Genomic DNA, 17,600 nt, shown 5'->3' on the forward strand with positions numbered 1-17,600 from the left:
GCAACGCCATGATCCCCCTGTCGATCCTCGACCTTGCCCCCGTCACCGTTGGCAGCTCGCCGGCGCAGACCTTCGCCAACGCGCTCGACCTTGCGCGTGCCGGCGAACGGGCCGGTTACCGGCGCTACTGGCTGGCCGAGCACCACAACATGCCGGGCATCGCCAGCGCGGCGACGGCGGTGCTGATCGGGCACGTGGCCGGCGGCACGCAGAGCATCCGCGTCGGCGCGGGCGGCATCATGCTGCCCAACCATTCGCCGCTGCAGGCCGCCGAGGCCTTCGGCACATTGGGGACGCTGTTCCCGGGCCGCATCGACCTGGGCCTGGGCCGTGCGCCCGGCACCGACCAGGCGGCGGCGAAGGCGCTGCGGCGTTATTACGACAACGCCGAAGAGTTCCCGCGCGACGTCGTCGAGCTGCTGCGCTACTTCGAGCCCGTGCAGCCCGGCCAGGCCGTGCAGTCCGTGCCGGGGCCGGGCGTGGACATCGAGGCCTGGATCCTGGGCTCCAGTCTCTTTGGCGCGCGCCTCGCGGCAGCGCTGGGCCTTCCGTATGCCTTCGCCTCGCACTTCGCGCCCGATGCGCTCGACCAGGCGCTGGCGGTTTACCACCGCGAGTTCCGGCCCTCGTCGCGCCTGCAGAAACCGCACGTCATGTTGGCGCTCAACGTCGTCGCCGCCGACACCGACGACGAGGCGGCGCGGATGTTCACGACCCAGCAGCAGGCCTTCGTGAACCTGCGCCGTGGCCGGCCCGGCCTGGTGCCGCCACCGCTGGAGAGCGGCGCGGCCATCGACGAGTACTGCTCGCCGGCGGAAAAGCACATGATCGAAAGCACCCTGGCCTGCCGGGCGATCGGCTCGCCGGCCACCGTGCGCGCCCGCATGCAGGACTTCGTCGAGCGCCACCGGCCGGACGAGCTCATCCTCACCGCCAACATCTTCGACCACGCCGCGCGCGTGCGTTCGTTCGAACTCACCATGGACGCCTGGACCCGATGAGTACGCCAAAACTGTTCGAGTCCCTGGCGGTCGGCGGACTGGAGCTGGCCAACCGCATCGTCATCGCGCCGATGTGCCAGTATTCGGCGGTGGACGGCTGCATGACCGACTGGCATCTGATCCACCTGGGCCAGCTGGCGCTTTCCGGCGCAGGTCTGCTGACCATCGAAGCCACGGCGGTGGTGCCCGAAGGGCGAATCTCGTATGCCGATGTCGGGCTGTGGGACGACGCCACGGAAGCCGCGATGGCGAAGGTGCTCGAAGGCGTGCGCCGCTGGTCGAAGATGCCCATCGCCATCCAGCTCGCGCATGCCGGGCGCAAGGCCTCCACCGACTTGCCCTGGCACGGTGGCGCGCAAATCGCGCCGGATCAGGACAAGGGCTGGCAGACGGTCGCTCCTTCGGCTGAGCCGTTCCGCGACGGCGACAGCGTGCCGCAGGCGATGACCCACGACGACATGCGCGAGGTGCGCGATGCCTTCGCCGCCGCCGCGCGCCGCTCGGCGCGACTGGGCATCGACGCCGTGCAGATCCACGCCGCGCACGGCTACCTGCTGCACCAGTTCCTGTCGCCGCTGTCGAACCGGCGCGACGACGAATACGGCGGTTCGCTGGAGAACCGCATGCGCTTCCCGCTGGAAGTCTTCGACGCGGTGCGCGCGGCATTCCCGGCCGGGCGCCCGGTCAGCGTGCGTGTGTCCGGGACCGATTGGGTGCCGGGCGGCTGGGCTATCGACGACACCGTCGCTTTCGCGGTGGAACTCGAGAAGCGCGGCTGCAGCGTGATCCACGTTTCAAGCGGCGGCCTGCACCCGTCGCAGCAGATCCCGGTCGGGCCGGGTTACCAGGTGCCGCTGGCCCGCGCCGTGAAACAGGCCGTGGACATTCCGGTCGTGGCTGTGGGCCTGATCACCGATTTCGAGCACGCCGAGGCCATCGTCGCCACGGGCGATGCCGACCTGGTCGCGCTGGCCCGCGGCATGCTCTACGACCCGCGCTGGCCCTGGCATGCTGCGGCCCACCTGGGCGCCACCGTGAGCGCACCGCCGCAGTACCTGCGCTCCCAGCCGCGCCAGCTCAAGGACCTGCTGGTCGGGTAGCAGGAACGGGGTCAGGTTCACTTATCGGCTGACGTTTGTCCGGCTGACTCAGGATCCTCACCGATAAGTGAACCTGACCCCGTTCTTGTGGTGTCGCTTTCGATGCGGCCGTCGGCCAGCATGATGGTGCGGTCGCACTGCTCCGACAGCCGCGGGTCGTGGGTCACCAGCAGTACGGCGCAGCCGAACTCGTGGTTGAACTTGCGGAACAGTTCGAACACTTCGGCGGCCGACTTGCTGTCGAGGTTGCCCGTTGGTTCGTCGGCGAGCAGCAGGGCCGGGCGCGTCACCAGCGCACGGGCCACGGCGACGCGCTGCTGCTGGCCGCCCGAGAGCTGGTCGGGGCGGCGGTGTTCCAGCCCGGCCAGGCCCACGTCGGCCAGCAGTCCGCGACCGCGTTCCAGCTGGTCGGCCGTGGGTTTGCCAGTCGCAACGATCAGCGGCATCAGCACGTTCTCCAGTGCGGTGAAGGCCTGGATGAGGTGGTGAAACTGGAACACGAAGCCGATCGAGTTGCGGCGCAGCGCCGTGCGCCCGTCGTCGTCCATGCCCGTGGTCGGCTCTCCCAGCAGGAACAGTTCGCCGCCGGTCGGGCGGTCGAGCAGGCCGACCAGGTTGAGCAGCGTGCTCTTGCCCGAACCCGACGCGCCCACCAGCGCGGCGAAGTCGCTGCGCTGCAGGCGCAGGTCGAGGCCGTGCAGCACTTCGACCTCGGTGGGTTTGCCGACGTTGTAGCTCTTGCGAAGGCCCTGCAGCCGCAGCACTTCCTGGCCGGCGTCATGCTCAGACATGGCGGATCGCCTCCACCGGGTCCAGCCGGGACGCGCGCCGCGCCGGCACGGCCGCGGCGACGATGCCGGTCACCGTGGCCAGCAGCGCGGCGAAGACCGGCAGCCACGGGTCCACGGGAATGAAAAACAGCTTCGGTCCGAAGGTATTGAACGCGCCGACCAGTCCATAGCCGGCCAGCGCACCAACCACCGATCCGGCCAGCCCGAACAGCCCGCCCTGGACCAGGAACACCCGCAGCATCTGCGCCCGCGTGGTGCCCATCGCGCGCAGGATGCCGATCTCGCGCGTGCGCTGGACCACACTCACCGACAGCACGCTGGCGATGCCCAGCGCCACGCTGAGCGCCACGAACACGCTGATCATCTGCGTGGACAAACTCTGCGAGCGCAGCGCGTTCATCAGCTGGGCATTGGTTTCCATCCAGCTTTCGGCCTTCACGCCGGTGAGCCGCGCGATGCGGCCGGCCACGGCTTCGGCGGCGAAGATGTCGTCCACGGTCACGTCGATCACCGTGGCCGCGCCGGGCAGGTCCAGCAGCGACTGCGCCTGCTTCATGTCCATATAGACGTAGCGGGCGTCGAGTTCGCGCACGCCCAGCTCGAAGATGCCGGCCACGTTGACCACGGTGTCCCGGCCCTGGCCGCCGTCCAGGCGCAGCTTGTCGCCGACGCCCAGGCCCAGGTCGGTGGCCAGCTGGCTGCCGATGACGGTATCGCCGGCGCCGATCCGGAACCGGCCGGCGACGATGTCCTCGCTGATCGGGATGATGCGCTGGTAGCGCTCGGCGTCGATGCCGACCAGCGCCACCGACTCGATCGCCTCGCCCCGGCGCGCGAAGGCCGGGCCGGAAATCACCGGCGATGCCGCCGTGACCGGCCCCAGCGCGTCGAGCACCCCCAGCACCTGCTGCCAGTTGTTGATCGAGCGCAGGCGCTGGGCGCGGCGCGTTTCAAGCACCAGCTGGGCGCTGCCTGCCGGCGCCGGCAGCACGATGTTCTTTTCCTCCGTGGGCACGATGCGGATGTGCGCCTGCGTGCCGAGCGTTCGTTCGATGATGTTTTCCTGCAGGCCGGTTATCAGCGCGGTCAGGAACACGATGACCGCCACGCCGACGGCGATGCCGACCAGGATGAGCGTGCTCTGCGACTTGCCCTCGCGCAGGAAGCGGGTGGCGATGGTCCATTCGGCCCACATCGGCGTCAGTCGAGCCTGGCCGGCAGTTCTTTGCGGGTGGCCGGGTCGTTGGCGTCGGCCGGGATGCCGGCCGCGCTCACGCGCACACGACTGCCGTCTTCGATGTCGGCGCCGGCGTCGGCCAGCACCTGGTCGCCGTCGCGCAGGCCGGCGGTGATTTCGGTCAGCGCCATGCCGCGCAGGCCCAGTCCGACCGTTTGCCGGCTGGCGCGGCCGTCGGCCACGCGCCAGACCTGCGCGCTGCTGCCGTCGATCGCGGCCAGGGCATCGTTGGGAACCACCAAGGCACTGTCGCGCCGGCCGGTCTCCACGTTCACCGACACCGTCATGTCCTGGCGCAGGAAGTCGGGCACCGGCGACACCGACAGGCGGATGTCCACCGAACCGCGCTGGGCGTCGACGCTGGGCGCGATGAAAGTGACCGTCGCCGGGAAGGGGCGGTCGGGGAAGGCGTCGGCGACGCACATCGCCGGCTGGCCCAGGGCCAGCACCTGCAGGTTCTTCTCGTCCACCGGCACCAGCAGCTCGGTGTCGCCGGCGCGGGCAATCTCGAACAGCACGCGGCCGGGCTGCACCAGGTCGCCGGGCTCGGCGTTGCGGGTAAGCACGGTGCCGGCGACTTCAGCGCGGATCGTGGTCTTGGCCAGCTGGGCGCGCGCGGTTTCAAGGCGGGCCATGGCAGCGGCTTCGGCGGTGCCGCCTCCGGCCTGTTCGTTGGCCCGCAGGCGGGCCTGCTCGGCGGCGCTGCGGGCGGCGGTTTCGGCCTGCAGGGCCTGTTCCAGGGCTTCGCGGGCGATCAGCTGGCGTTCGAACAGGTCGCGGCGGCGCGCGGCTTCGCGGCTGGCCTGCTGCAGGCGGGCTTCGGCCTCGCGCAGGGCGGCCTCGGCCTGGGGGCGGGTGGAGCGGCGCAGCTGGGCCAGCGCGGCTTCCGCCTCGGCCGCCGCGGCCTCCAGGTCGTCGGCGCGCAGCACGGCCAGCACGTCGCCGGGCTGCACGGCATCGCCTTCCCGTACGCGCCGCTCCAGCACCACGCCGGTCACCGGGCTTCCGACCTGCGCGCGCGAGACGGCCACGACGCGCCCGGTCGCGACCACCGTCTGCACCAGCGGCCGCGCCGTCACCGGGTAGGCCTCGAGCTCGGGGCCGCGCAGCTTGCCCAGAAGCAGCCAGCCGGCCGCGCAGGCGATCACGATCACCGGGACGGCGAGGCGCGGGCGGAAGGTCATGCACAGGCTCCGGGGCAGGGCGTACCTGACCACAATACCCAAGCAGCCGTGATGGCGGTGGGGACAGGTGCAATTTCCGCCTGATGTATTGGCCCGGCCTGGCCAAACGACAGGCGGAAATTGCACCTGTCCCCGTTACTGGCAGCGGTCCACCCGGTAGTCGATGGGTTTGTAGCGGAAGTTGTTCGACTGGCCGGCCGAGCAGGCGGTCATCGCGACCACCAGCGGCATCAGCGCGCGCAGGCGGATGTGGTCGCCGGGCTTGCTCAGCGGCGGCTTCACCGTGACCGCGCCCGTGTCAGCGTCGAAGTGCACGTGCATGAACACGTTGAAGGCGATCGGGATGCGGTCGGTGCCGATGCCGTGCGGCGCCAGCGCGGCGGCCAGGTTGCCTTCGCAGCCCGGGCGGTTCTCGGTTTCGCCGTAGATGATCCGGAAGGTGTCCTTCGAGCACGGCGTCAGCGTGAAGTCGTGCCGGCCGCAGCTGTCCTCGACGATCTCGAACATGGGCCGGCTGCGGTTCGAATACAGCAGGTCGCCCGTGCTCAGCCAGAGTCTGGCGGCGTAGTCGATCGAGCGTCCGGACGAGAGGTATTCGTCCAGGTCGTCGGCGTTGAAGGCCACCAGGTCGCTGACCTGCTGGCCCTCGGGATCGATGATCACCAGCTCGTCGCCGGCGGCCAGGGTCTCGGCGCGGGCCGAGCAGGGCGGAATGCGTTGGTTTGGCGTCATCGCGGCTTGCTCGCGTGGAAGGGGCAGCGCCAGCCCGGTTCGACGGCGCGGCCGCTGTACTGGCGCGTTTCCGGCGCGGTGCCGAAGTCGGCCAGGTTGGGGTTGATCGAGCCCTGCAGGGCCATGTCGCGTTCGCGGGTGGCGGCCTGCATCTTGGCGTAACGGCCGTCCGCACGCAGCCGGTCGAACTGGCGGTGGGAGTTGAACACCAGCGCCGGGAAGGGCAGGCGCCGGGCGATGCGGGAGGCGCCGGCGTGCAGGCCGATCACGAAAAACGGATGCCCGCCCAGGCTCAGGCTGAACCGGGGGTCGTCCGGATCCTGCGACACCTCGCTGGCCCAGCGCGAACCCCGCCGCACGTCCAGCAGGTGCAGGCGCTGCAGCTGCGACCACAGCAGCGCTTCGAAGCGCGCCTCGTCGGTCTCGCCGGGGCCGTCGAACACCGCGACCAGCGAGTGCACCGTGGTGTCATCGGGGTCGTCGTGTTCGCGGCGCCTTGCGAAACGCACGATGCGGTCGAGCAGCGGGCCGTCGTTGGTGCGAGATCCCAGCGGCCCGAAGGCGTGCACTTCCAGCGCGTCGCGCGCCAGCGCGGCCTTGGCGCCGACGCAGGGGAAGTCGGCGGCCTCGACGTGCTCGCGAAACCGCGAGACGCGGGACTCGGCCGCGGTGTCGGCGTCGGCCGGCGGGTGCCGGAAGCTTCCGGGGGGCGTGCGCATGGCGGCAGGGCCTCGGTTCGGGTTCAAACACACCGTAGCGGGGCGCCCATGTCCGGGGTTTAAACCTGCAAAACGCAGCCAGCACCCTGCATTCTGCAGCGCCGGCGGCCCGCGGGCGCCGGCCCTCGCGTAGAATCCCGGCCATGGAAAACCAGACCCAAAGCGCCGAACAGGCGCGCCTGCTGGCCAAGGGCCCGTTCCCGGACTACCCCTTCGCGCCCAAGTCCTTCGTGCACCCCAACGGCCTGACCCAGAGCTATCTCGACGAGGGCCAGGGCGAGGTGGTGCTGATGCTGCACGGCAACCCGTCGTGGTCCTACTACTGGCGCAAGCTGGTGCTGGGCCTGCGCGACCGCTACCGCTGCATCGTGCCCGATCACATGGGCATGGGCCTGTCGGACAAGCCGGGCGATGCTGCCTACACCTACACGCTGCGCAGCCGCATCCAGGACCTGGACCGCCTGCTCGAGCACGCCGGCGTCACCGGCGACGTCACCCTGGCCGTGCACGACTGGGGCGGCATGATCGGCTTCGGCTGGGCGCTCAAGCACAGCGAGCGCATCAGGCGCCTGGTAATCCTCAACACCGCCGCCTTCCCGCTGCCGCCGGCCAAGCCGCTGCCCTGGCAGCTCAACCTGGGCCGCAACTGGCGCGTGGGCGAATGGCTGATCCGCGGCGCCAACGCCTTCGCGGGCGGCGCCGCCAGCCAGGGCGTGGAAAAGCCGCTGGCTCCGGACGTCAAGCGCGCGCTGCTGGCGCCTTACGACAACTGGCAGTCGCGCATCTCTACGGTGCGTTTCGTGCAGGACATCCCGCTGCAGCCCGGCGACCGCGCCTGGGACCTGGTCGAAGACGCCGGCAAGCGCCTGCCAACCTACGCCAACCGCCCGGCCTTCATCGGCTGGGGCCTGCGCGATTTCGTGTTCGACCAGCACTTCCTGAAGGGCTTCACCCAGGCGCTGCCCCAGGCCGAGGTGCACGCCTTCGAAGACGCCGGCCACTACGTGCTTGAAGACAAGGCCGACATCCTCGTCCCCGCCATCCGCCAGTTCCTCGACCGCCACTGAAAATGGGGTCAGAGAACATTAACGATTGAAACGGGGAATTGAAGCGCTAATGTTCTCTGACCCCATTGTTTGCAACATCGCCGGGGCCTTGCCGAGGTTGGCGGCGCAGGCGCCGGATCGGGTGGCGATGCGTTGCCCGGGGCGGCGTGGGGCGGATGGGCTGGCGCGTTACGACGTCGTGCTCAGCTACGGCGAACTCGACCGGCGATCGGATGCCATCGCGGCGGGCCTGTCGAAGCAGGGCATCGCGCGCGGCAGCCGGGTGGTGGTGATGGTGCGGCCGTCGCCGGAGTTCTTCCTGCTGATGTTCGCGCTGTTCAAGGCCGGCGCGGTGCCGGTGCTGGTGGACCCGGGCATCAACAAGCGGGCGCTGCGCCAGTGCCTGGGTGAAGCTGAGCCGCAGGCCTTCATCGGCATTCCGCTGGCGGTGCTGGCGCGCAGGCTGCTGCGCTGGGCGCCGGGCGCAAGCACGGTAGTGACGGTGGGGCGGCGCTGGTTCTGGGGCGGGCCCACGCTGGCGGCGATCGAAGCCGCAGGCGCCGGGGCCGGGCCGCAGCTGGCCGGCACTGCGCCTGACGACGTTGCCGCCATCCTGTTCACCTCCGGCTCGACCGGCGTGCCCAAGGGCGTGGTGTATCGCCACCGCCACTTCGTCGCCCAGGTCGACATGCTGCGCGACGCCTTCGGCATCACGCCCGGCGGCGTCGACCTGCCGACCTTCCCGCCGTTCGCGCTGTTCGACCCGGCCCTGGGCATGGCCTCGGTGATCCCGGACATGGACCCGACCCGGCCGGCGAAAGCCGACCCGCGCAAGCTGCACGCGGCGATCGAAAAGTTCGGCATCGACCAGCTGTTCGGCTCGCCGGCGCTGATGCGCGTGCTGGCGGAGCACGGCCAGCCGCTGCCAACGCTGCGTCGCGTCACCTCCGCCGGTGCGCCGGTGCCTGCCGACGTCGTCGCCAAGATGCGCGAACTGCTGCCCGCCGATGCCCGCTTCTGGACGCCCTACGGCGCCACCGAATGCCTGCCCGTCGCCGTCATCGAAGGCCGCGAGCTGCAGGCCACCCGAGAAGCCACCGAGCAGGGCGCCGGCACCTGCGTCGGCCTGCCGGTGCCGCCGAACCAGGTGCGCATAATCGCCATCACCGACGAGGCGATCCCCGACTGGTCGCAGGTGCAGGAACTGGGTGCGGAGATGATCGGCGAGATCACCGTCGCCGGCCCCACCGCCACCGACGAATATTTCCGCCGCCCCGAAGCCACCGCCCTGGCCAAGATCCGCGAAAGCCTGCCCGACGGCAGCGAGCGCATCGTGCACCGCATGGGCGACCTGGGCCGCTTCGACGCCGAAGGCCGCCTCTGGTTCTGCGGCCGCAAGTCGCACCGCGTCCGCACGCCGGAAGGCAACCTCTACACCGAGCAGGTCGAGCCGGTGTTCAACACGCATCCCGAGGTCGCGCGCACCGCCCTGGTCGGCGTCGGCGAAGCCGGCCTGCAGCAGGCCGTGCTGTGCGTGGAAATGGCCCCGCACCTGCCGCAGTACGAACACGAACGCGTGCTCGACGAACTGCGCCACCTGGCCAACGGATTCGTGCACACCGCGCGCATCCAACATTTCCTGATCCACGACGGCTTCCCCGTGGACATCCGCCACAACGCCAAGATCGGCCGCGAAACCCTGGCCGCCTGGGCCGCGAAGGAAATGAAGTGGCGCCGATGAAACTACTGGTGACCGGCGGCGCCGGCTTCCTCGGCCAGGCCCTGTGCCGCGCGCTGCAGGCCGAAGGGCATGAGGTCACCAGCTTCCAGCGCAGCCATTCGCCCGCGCTCGAAGCCATGGGCGTGCGCCAGGTGCGCGGCGACCTGGCCGACGCGGCCGCCGTGCAGGCGGCGCTCGACGGCCAGCAGGGCGTTTTCCACAATGCCGCCAAGGCCGGCGCCTGGGGCAGCGAGGCGAGTTATTTCGCCGCCAACGTCACCGGCACCCGCAACGTGCTGGCGGCGATGCGTGTGCACGGCATCGGCCGGCTCGTGTACACGTCCACGCCCAGCGTCACCCACAGCGGCCGCACCGCCGTCGAAGGCGGAAATGAAGCCGGCACGCCCTATGGCGAAAAGTTCAAAGCGCCGTACCCGGCCACCAAGCTGATCGCGGAACGCGAGGTGCTTGCCGCCAACGACGCCACCCTGGCGACCGTCGCGCTGCGCCCCCGCCTGATCTGGGGCCCCGGCGACACCCAGCTGCTGCCGCGGCTGGTCGAGCGCGCGAAAGCCGGGCGCCTGCGTTTCATCGGCGGTGGCCACAACCGCATGGACACCACCTACATCGACAACGCCGCGCAGGCGCATGTGCTGGCCTTCAACGCGCTCGCCCCGGGCGCGGCCTGCGCCGGCAAGGCGTACTTCATTTCCAACGGCGAACCACGCGAAGTGCGACGCATCGTCAACGACCTGCTCGCGGCCGCCGGCCAGCCGCCGGTCGACAAGAGCCTGCCCTATGGCCTGGCCTATGCCGCCGGCGCAGTGCTCGAACGGGCCTGGCCCTTGCTGGGTTTGAAAGGCGAGCCGCCGATGACGCGGTTCCTCGCCGAGCAGCTGTCGACGCCGCATTGGTACGACATCTCCGCCGCCGCGCGCGACTTCGGCTATGTGCCCCGCGTGTCGACGGACGAGGGCCTGCGGCGCCTGGCCCGGTGGTGGAACGCGCAGGCTTAACGGGTCGCTCAGCTTGTTGGCGCAGAGTCAGGTAGGCGGGGCTAGCTTCGTCCCTGCCCGATCTCACCGGGTCCAACAACAACAAGGAGAGCAAACATGCTCCATTACGCGCTGATCTTCCTCATCATCGCCATCATCGCCGCCGTGCTGGGCTTTAGTGGCATCGCCGGTGCCGCGTCGTCGATCGCCTGGATCCTGTTCGTCGTTTTCCTGATCCTGGCCATCGTGTCCTTCCTCAAGAAGAAGACGTGACCCGGGAGGCTGGCGCCGCGTCCGGGCGCCAGCCCGCTAGAATGCCGGCATGACGGACCATGCCGCTTCCCCCCTCGACGCCCTCAAGCCCCTGGCCGGCCGCGCGCTGGAACAGGCCTTGAACCGGCTCGTTGAACTGGACCCCGACACCGCCGAAGCCCTGCGTGGCCTCGGCGGTCGTCGTATCGGCCTGGCGCTCGAAGCGCCGCCCATCGCCCTGGAGCTTGCCGTCGCCGACGGCCGGCTGGTGGTGGGGCCACCGAAGGATGAGCCCGATCTCGGCGTTCGCGCCACGATCTCCGGCGTGCTTTCGCAGCTGCCTTTCCTGCGCCCGCCCGGCGCCCCGCCGGTCGGCAAGGTGCGCATCAACGGCGACGCCGAACTGGCCCGGCAGCTGCAGAAGCTCGCCCAGCGTTTCGACCCCGACTGGGACAAGCCCTTCGCCCAGGCCCTGGGCCCCGTGTTCGGGCCGCAGGCCGCGCGTGTCCTGCGCGAAGCCCTGGCCGGCGGCCTGAAGTTCGCAAAAGGCTTCTCCCGCGACGCCGTCGACTACCTCACCGAAGAACGCCGCGACCTCGTCGGCAAGGCCGAACTGGCTGCCTTCCACGACGACGTCGACGAACTGCGCGACCAGGTTGAACGCCTGGCCGCGCGCCTGGCCCGCCTCGCGCCGGAGGCAGGCAAATGAGCCCGCTGCGCAGCGCACGTGGCAGCCTGCGCGCCCTGGGCATCGTGCGCGTGCTGCTGCGCCATCGCCTGGATTCGCTGCTCGAAGACACCGCGGTCGGCGGCTGGCTCTGGCTGCTGAAGCCGATCACCCGTCGCGCCAGCGCCACCGACCTGCCGCGCGGCCAGCGCCTGCGCCTGGCCCTGCAGGAACTGGGCCCGATCTTCGTCAAGTTCGGCCAGGTGCTGTCCACCCGCCGCGACCTGCTGCCGCCGGACATGGCCGAAGAGCTGTCGCTGCTGCAGGACCGCGTCGCGCCCTTCCCGGCCGAACTGGCGCGCGAGCGCATCGAAGCCGGCCTGGGCAAGCCGATCGACACCCTGTACGCCGAATTCGAAAACACCCCGCTGGCCTCGGCTTCGATCGCCCAGGTGCACGCCGCGCGCCTGCACGACGGCCGCGAGGTGGTGGTGAAGGTGCTGCGCCCCGGCATCCGCCAGCGCATCCGCGACGACATCGCCCTGCTGCGCACCCTGGCGGCGCTGGCCGACCGGCACCATCCCGCGGCCGAGAAAATCCGGCCGCAGGAAGTGGTCAGCGAAATCGAATCCACGCTCTACGCCGAACTCGACCTGCAGCGCGAAGGCGCCAACGCCAGCCTGATGCGCCGCACCTGGGCCGGCAGCGACGAGCTGTACGTGCCCGAGGTGTTCTGGAGCCACAGCAGCGAAAGCGTGCTCACGATGGAGCGCGTGCGCGGTATCCCCTCCGACGACGTCGAGTCGCTGGACGCCGCCGGCATCGACCGCAAGGCGCTGGCGGCGCGCGGCGTGCGCGTGTTCTACACGCAGGTGTTCCGCGACAACTTCTTCCACGCCGATGCCCACGCCGGCAACATCTGGGTCGACCTTGATCCGGCGCGCAAGGACAACCCGCGCTACATCGCCATCGACTTCGGCATCGTCGGCCAGCTGACGCGCCGCGACCAGTACTACCTGGCCGAAAACTTCATGGCGATCTTCCAGCGCGACTACCGCCGCATCGCCGAACTGCACGTCGAAGCCGGCTGGATGCCGGCGACGGTGCGCATCGACGAACTCGAAGCGGCCACGCGTGCGGTCTGCGAGCCCTACTTCACCCGACCGCTGAGCGAGATATCGCTGGGCGAGGTGCTGGTGAAGCTGTTCAAGACTGCCCAGCGCTACGAACTCACGCTGCAGCCGCAGCTGATCCTGCTGCAGAAGACCCTGCTCAACATCGAGGGCGTGGGCCGGCTGCTGGATCCGAAGCTCGACATCTGGGCCGAGGCGCGGCCGGTGCTGGAGAAGATCCTGCGCGAACGCTACAGCCCGGCGACCCTGGGCAACGAGTTCCGCAAGCGCCTGCCCGAGCTGATCACCCACGCGCCGGACATGCCGCGCCTGGTGCACGAGTTCCTGTCCCAGCAGGTGCGCGGCGAACATTCGATCCGCATGCGCAGCGAAGACCTGGCCGAACTCGCGCGCATCTCGCGCGCCGGCCAGCGCCAGACCGTCTACGCGATCCTGGGCACAGGCCTGATGATCGTCGCGGCGGTGCTGTATGCGCTGGAAGCCGGCGGCCCGCAGTTGCTGGGCATTCCTGCTGCTGCCGCCATCGCCGGACTCGGCGCCTTCGGCGCGTTCCTGGCCGCCTGGCCGCGCCGCTGACGCAGCACGGCCCTGCCTGTAGGAGCGCCTTCGGGCGCGAATCCCTTCTTTGCCAAAGGCAAAGGCAAAAGCAAAAGATTCGCGCCTGAAGGCGCTCCTACAGGGGCTTATTCGGCCTTGAGGCTGCCGAAGTCGCCGGCGGCGATCACGCTGTACTGCAGTTCGCCGATGTGTTCGCGGATCGCGCGATTCACGTCGTCGGTGGTCAGCGCGGCCAGCTTGGCGTCCAGGTCGGCGCTCCACTGCAGGCTGCGGTCATGCTGCAGGTTGCTGCGCAGCAGGCCGACCAGGTTGCCGTCCTCGGCGCGACCCATCACGCGCGACTTGAGCAGGCCGTCGACGGCGTCCTTGAGTTCGGCCTCGGTGATGCCCTTGTCGACGAAACGCGCCAGTTCCTCGGCGAAGGCCGTTCGCACCCTGGCCACGTTCTCCGGCGCCGCGATCGCATACAGCTGGTGCGTGGCGTTCTCGTCCTCGATCGAGGCATTGAAGCTGGCGCCCACCGAGTAGCTGAGGCCATCTGTCTGGCGCACCCGGTCACCCAGCCGCGACTTCATGCCGCCGCTGCCGAAGATGTTGTTGGCCACCAGCAGCGCGGCGTAGTCGGGGTGCGAATCGGACACCGGGAACTCCGCGCGCTGGTAGATCGCCGCATTGGCCTGGTCCGGGGTTTCCAGCTCACGCTGCACCGATTCCGGCGGGCGCGCCGGGTTTTCCAGGCGCACGTAGGGGCGCGCCGTGGTCCAGTCGCCGAAATGTTCCTCCAGCAGGGCGCTCACCTCTTCGGGATCGAAATCACCGACCAGGCTGATCTCGCCGTGGCCGGCACCGTGGAAGCGGGTGTGGAAGTCGCGTACCTGGTCCAGCTCCAGCGCGCGCAGGTCGGCAAGGTCTTCCTCGAACGTGCCCACGTACCAGGGATGGCCCTTGGGCCAGTGCGAGAAATGCCGGTTCATCGCCCGCGACGCCACCGCCTGCGGATCGTTGACGCTGGCCTGCAGGCCGGTGATGGCCTGGCCGCGCAGCTGTTCGAACTCGTCCTCCGGGAAGGCCGGCGATTTGAGGATGTCGGCCAGCAGGGCAATGAACTCCGGCAGGTGTTCGCGCGTGGTGGTGGCGCCCGCGCCCACGCTCTGGCTACCGCCGCTGATCGATACGCGCGACTTGAGCTCGTCCAGGTGCCGGCTGATCTGCTCGCGGTCGAGCGAGCGGCTGCCGCGCATCAGCATGGCCGCGGCCATGTTGGCGGCCAGGTCGTGGCCGGTGACCTCTTCGATGCTGCCGAAGCGGAAGCCCAGGCTCAGCGTGACCGTGTCGCCGCGGGTCTGCTTGGGCAGCAGTGCGACCTCGGTGCCGTTGGAAAGCTTGCTGGTCAGCGTGCGCGCGTCGATGTTCGCGGGGCTCGGATCGAAGGCCTCGCCGGCGGCCACCGCCTCGCGGCCCTCGTAGCCGTCGACCAGGCTGGCCACGGCCGGCGCCTCCGGGATCTCGGCGCGGTCGGGCGCCTCGGTGGGCACGAACCGCGCCAGCGTCCGGTTCGCGCGCTTGAAGTAGGTGCGCGAGACCCGCTCGACGTCGGCCGCCGTCACCGCCTCGATCCGGTCGCGGCGCACGAAGAACAGCCGCCAGTCGCCGGCCGCGATCGCCTCGGAGAGCGCCATCGCCGTGCCATTGGGGTCGTTGAACAGAAGCTCGATGTTCTTGAGCAGGCGCGTCTTCGCCCGGCCGACCTCGTCCTCGCTGAAGGGCGTGTCGGCGGCCTGCTCGAGGCCGGCGACCAGCGCGTCGGCGACCTCCTGGTCATTGCCCTCCACCGGCAGCATCGCGAAGGAAAGGAACACGCCCGGCTCGGCCAGCAGCCACGGGCTTGCGCTGACGCTCGACGCCAGTCCCGGCTCGACCAGCGCCTTGTGCAGGCGGCCGCTGGGCGTGTCGCCCAGGACCTGCCCGAGCACCTGCAGCGCGGCCGTGTCCGGATGGGCGGACGCGGGGATGTGGTAGGACAGGCCGACCAGGCGCGTTTCGCCAACGCGGCGCACGGTCACCTCGCGTTCGCCGTCCTGCACGGGCTCGGCGGTGTAGGTGTCCTGCAGCGGCTGCGCCGGCTTGGCCAGCGGACCGAAATGTTCCACCACCTTTGCCAGCGCGTCGGCGGGCTCTATGCGTCCGGCCACCAGCAGGGTGGCGTTGTCGGGCCGGTAATAGCGGCGATAGAAGGCCTGCAGGGCCTCGATCGGCATGTTCTCGACGTCGGCGCGGGCGCCGATCGTGCTGTTGCCGTAGTTGTGCCAGAGGTAGGCGGTGGACACCAGGCGCGACCAGATCACCCGGAAGGGCTCGGATTCACCGCGCTCCATCTCGTTGCGCACCACGGTCATCTCGCTGTCGAGGTCCGCGCGCGCCACGTTCGAATTGACCATGCGGTCGGCTTCCAGCGCCAGCAGCCAGTCGAGGTTGTCCTCGCCCGCGGCGAAGCTGCCGAAGTAGTTGGTGCGGTCGTACCAGGTGCTGGCGTTGTAGCGGATGCCGCGGCGGCGCATTTCGCCGGGAATATCCTCGTTCGTCGGCGTGCCCTTGAACAGCAGGTGCTCGAGCAGGTGGGCCATGCCGGTTTCGCCGTAGCCTTCGTGGCGCGAGCCGACGAGGTAGGTCAGGTTTACCGTCACCGTGGGTTTGGTCGGGTCGGGGAAGAGCAGCACGCGCAGGCCGTTGGCGAGCCGGTATTCGGTGATGCCCTCGACCGAGGCCACTTCGGTGGCACCGGCGGGTGCGGTGTCGCGGGCCAGGCCCGGCGTCGCCATCGCGAAGGCCAACAGGAAGGCGCCCAGGAAGCGGGCCGTGGTGCTCATGCGCATGCGGATTCCCCATGGTGGTGCGGCCCGCGGGGGCGGGCCTGGCCCAAGCATGCCTTCCCCGTCCGGTCGCGCCAACCCCGGTCGTGGGACAATGCCGCCGATGCAGGTCCTTCATTCCGACGACCAGCTGGCGGTGGTGAACAAGCCCGCCGGCCTGATGGTCCACGACAGCAAGCTCGCGCGCGGCGAAACGGATTTCGCCGCCGACCGGCTGCGCGAGCAGTTCGGCCGGCCGATTTTCCTCGTGCACCGGCTCGACCGTGCCACCAGCGGCTGCCTGCTGCTGGCCTTCGACCGCGACACGGCATCGGCGCTGGGCCGCAGCCTGATGGCCGACGCCTTCCGCAAGGATTACCTGGCCGTCTGCCGCGGCTGGCCGGTGCCGTCCGATGGCGTCATCGACCATCCGCTCGACGGCGGCCCGGGCAAGCCGGTGAAGAAGGACGCGGTCACCGACTACCGCACGCTGGCCACCACCGAAGTGGACTGGCCCAGCCAGCAACATCCGAGTTCGCGCTACGCGCTGCTGTGCTGCAGCCCGCGGACCGGCCGGTTCCGGCAGATCCGCCGGCACCTCAAGCACATCCACCACCACCTGGTGGGCGACACCAGCCACGGCGACGGCCGCCACAACCTCGCCTTCCGGATGCGCGGCGTGCACCGTATGCTGCTGCACGCCTGGCGGCTGGAGTTCCCGCATCCGGGCCTGGGGCGAAGCCTGCAGGTGGTGGCGCCGCCCGATCCGGAGTTCGTGCGCGCCGCGGACCTGCTGGGGCTCACGCTGCCATGACCGCTGGCCCATGCCTGCTTCACGTGCCGATGGCAGGGTTAGGCCTGCCCCCCTTCCTGACCTGCGAGACCCGACGATGCGATTCAAAGCCCTAGCCTGCCTGTGCCTGCTCGCCGCCGCCTGGGCGATGCCCGCCGCCGCACAGACCGCCGAAGACAGCGACGAGCGCGTCATGATGTCCTCGGCCGCGTTCCTGTCCGGCCATCCCGACCTGCGCTACCGCCTGGCGGGCCTGCGCTACTACCGCAAGAACGATTTCGACGCCGCGATGGTCCGGTTCAAGCGCGCCGCGCGCTACGGCGACAAGCCGTCCCAGGCGATGGTCGGCGAGATGTACTGGAGCGGGCAGGGTGTGTCGCAGGACAAGGTGCTCGCCTACGTCTGGATGGACCTGGCCGCCGAGCGCATGTATCCGCTGATGCTGGCCAAGCGCGAACGCTACTGGGGCGAACTCGACGACGCGGGCCGCGCGCGCGCGCTCGAGGTCGGCCAGCAGGTCTATGCCGAATACGGCGACGACGTCGCCAAGGCCCGGCTCGACCGCGAACTGCGCTTCGCCAAGCGCAACACCACCGGCAGCCGTGTCGGCTCTGTGGGCGCGCTGACGATCGTCATCCCGACCCCGGGCGGCACCGAGGTCATCGACGGCAGCAAGTTCTACGACGAGAAGTTCTGGAACGTCGACCAGTACCTGCAGTGGCAGGACGACGACTGGATCAACAACGCCGAAGGCACCGTCGACGTGGGCGAGGTGATGAGCACCGGCACGCCGCTGCCCGAAGAGTTCGACGACGAAGAGTAA

General features: G+C 69.9%; 16 protein-coding genes. 10 read left to right on the plus strand and 6 right to left on the minus strand.

Going from position 1 to position 17,600, the window contains the following annotated elements; genetic code table 11:
* Positions 1–8 precede the first annotated feature (8 nt).
* Both ACE3TE_RS05305 and ACE3TE_RS05310 read left to right on the plus strand, forming a co-directional pair.
* Positions 9–1,001: an LLM class flavin-dependent oxidoreductase gene (locus tag ACE3TE_RS05305; protein WP_374602866.1), complete on the plus strand. Its 993-nt coding sequence runs from the start codon at positions 9–11 to the stop codon at positions 999–1,001.
* A complete protein-coding gene (locus ACE3TE_RS05310) occupies positions 998–2,101 on the plus strand; it encodes an NADH:flavin oxidoreductase/NADH oxidase (protein WP_374602868.1) in 1,104 nt (367 codons plus the stop codon). The genes ACE3TE_RS05305 and ACE3TE_RS05310 overlap by 4 nt, the downstream gene beginning before the upstream one ends.
* A gap of 17 nt (positions 2,102–2,118) precedes the next feature.
* Here the strand turns inward: ACE3TE_RS05310 and ACE3TE_RS05315 are convergent, their stop codons facing one another.
* The 5 genes from ACE3TE_RS05315 to gntA all read right to left on the minus strand — a co-directional run bounded on the left by ACE3TE_RS05315 (position 2,119) and on the right by gntA (position 6,764).
* Positions 2,119–2,892 (minus strand): ABC transporter ATP-binding protein, encoded by a 774-nt coding sequence (locus ACE3TE_RS05315; RefSeq protein WP_374602870.1) that lies wholly within the window; start codon positions 2,890–2,892, stop codon positions 2,119–2,121.
* Entirely contained in the window at positions 2,885–4,087 is a 1,203-nt protein-coding gene (locus ACE3TE_RS05320; protein WP_374602872.1) for an ABC transporter permease, read from the minus strand. Before ACE3TE_RS05320 ends, ACE3TE_RS05315 begins: the two co-directional genes overlap by 8 nt.
* A gap of 5 nt (positions 4,088–4,092) precedes the next feature.
* Positions 4,093–5,313 (minus strand): efflux RND transporter periplasmic adaptor subunit, encoded by a 1,221-nt coding sequence (locus ACE3TE_RS05325; RefSeq protein WP_374602874.1) that lies wholly within the window; start codon positions 5,311–5,313, stop codon positions 4,093–4,095.
* Between the two features lie 135 nt (positions 5,314–5,448).
* Entirely contained in the window at positions 5,449–6,045 is a 597-nt protein-coding gene (locus ACE3TE_RS05330) for a DUF1989 domain-containing protein (protein ID WP_374602876.1), read from the minus strand.
* Positions 6,042–6,764, minus strand: a complete 723-nt coding sequence (gene gntA / locus ACE3TE_RS05335; RefSeq protein WP_374602878.1) for a guanitoxin biosynthesis heme-dependent pre-guanitoxin N-hydroxylase GntA — start codon at positions 6,762–6,764, stop codon at positions 6,042–6,044. The genes ACE3TE_RS05330 and gntA overlap by 4 nt, the downstream gene beginning before the upstream one ends.
* Positions 6,765–6,907: 143 nt before the next feature.
* On the opposite strand from gntA, the gene ACE3TE_RS05340 reads away from it, so the two are divergent.
* The 6 genes from ACE3TE_RS05340 (at position 6,908) to ubiB (ending at position 13,153) form a co-directional block, all read left to right on the plus strand.
* A complete protein-coding gene (locus ACE3TE_RS05340) occupies positions 6,908–7,831 on the plus strand; it encodes an alpha/beta fold hydrolase (RefSeq protein ID WP_374602880.1) in 924 nt (307 codons plus the stop codon).
* A gap of 49 nt (positions 7,832–7,880) precedes the next feature.
* Positions 7,881–9,551, plus strand: coding sequence for an olefin beta-lactone synthetase (gene oleC, locus ACE3TE_RS05345; RefSeq protein ID WP_374602882.1), 1,671 nt, complete (start codon positions 7,881–7,883; stop codon positions 9,549–9,551).
* The gene (gene oleD, locus ACE3TE_RS05350) at positions 9,548–10,546 is read left to right on the plus strand and encodes a 2-alkyl-3-oxoalkanoate reductase (protein WP_374602884.1); all 999 of its coding nucleotides are present in this window, start codon (positions 9,548–9,550) and stop codon (positions 10,544–10,546) included. The genes oleC and oleD overlap by 4 nt, the downstream gene beginning before the upstream one ends.
* Positions 10,547–10,642: 96 nt before the next feature.
* Positions 10,643–10,798 (plus strand): DUF1328 domain-containing protein, encoded by a 156-nt coding sequence (locus ACE3TE_RS05355; protein ID WP_374602886.1) that lies wholly within the window; start codon positions 10,643–10,645, stop codon positions 10,796–10,798.
* A gap of 49 nt (positions 10,799–10,847) precedes the next feature.
* On the plus strand, positions 10,848–11,486 hold the full coding sequence (locus ACE3TE_RS05360; RefSeq protein WP_374602888.1) for an SCP2 domain-containing protein: 639 nt from the start codon (positions 10,848–10,850) through the stop codon (positions 11,484–11,486).
* On the plus strand, positions 11,483–13,153 hold the full coding sequence (gene ubiB, locus ACE3TE_RS05365) for a ubiquinone biosynthesis regulatory protein kinase UbiB (RefSeq protein WP_374602890.1): 1,671 nt from the start codon (positions 11,483–11,485) through the stop codon (positions 13,151–13,153). The genes ACE3TE_RS05360 and ubiB overlap by 4 nt, the downstream gene beginning before the upstream one ends.
* A 107-nt stretch (positions 13,154–13,260) precedes the next feature.
* On the opposite strand, the gene ACE3TE_RS05370 is transcribed toward ubiB, so the two are convergent.
* Complete coding sequence (locus ACE3TE_RS05370; protein WP_374602892.1) at positions 13,261–16,002, minus strand: M16 family metallopeptidase; 2,742 nt, start codon at positions 16,000–16,002, stop codon at positions 13,261–13,263.
* Positions 16,003–16,057: 55 nt separating this feature from the next.
* Between ACE3TE_RS05370 and ACE3TE_RS05375 the strand changes: the two genes are divergently transcribed.
* Both ACE3TE_RS05375 and ACE3TE_RS05380 read left to right on the plus strand, forming a co-directional pair.
* A complete protein-coding gene (locus ACE3TE_RS05375) occupies positions 16,058–16,798 on the plus strand; it encodes a pseudouridine synthase (protein ID WP_374602894.1) in 741 nt (246 codons plus the stop codon).
* A 76-nt stretch (positions 16,799–16,874) separates the two neighbouring features.
* Positions 16,875–17,600, plus strand: coding sequence for a tetratricopeptide repeat protein (locus ACE3TE_RS05380; RefSeq protein ID WP_374602896.1), 726 nt, complete (start codon positions 16,875–16,877; stop codon positions 17,598–17,600).

Source organism: Arenimonas sp. (assembly GCF_041919775.1).
GTDB lineage: Bacteria > Pseudomonadota > Gammaproteobacteria > Xanthomonadales > Xanthomonadaceae > Arenimonas.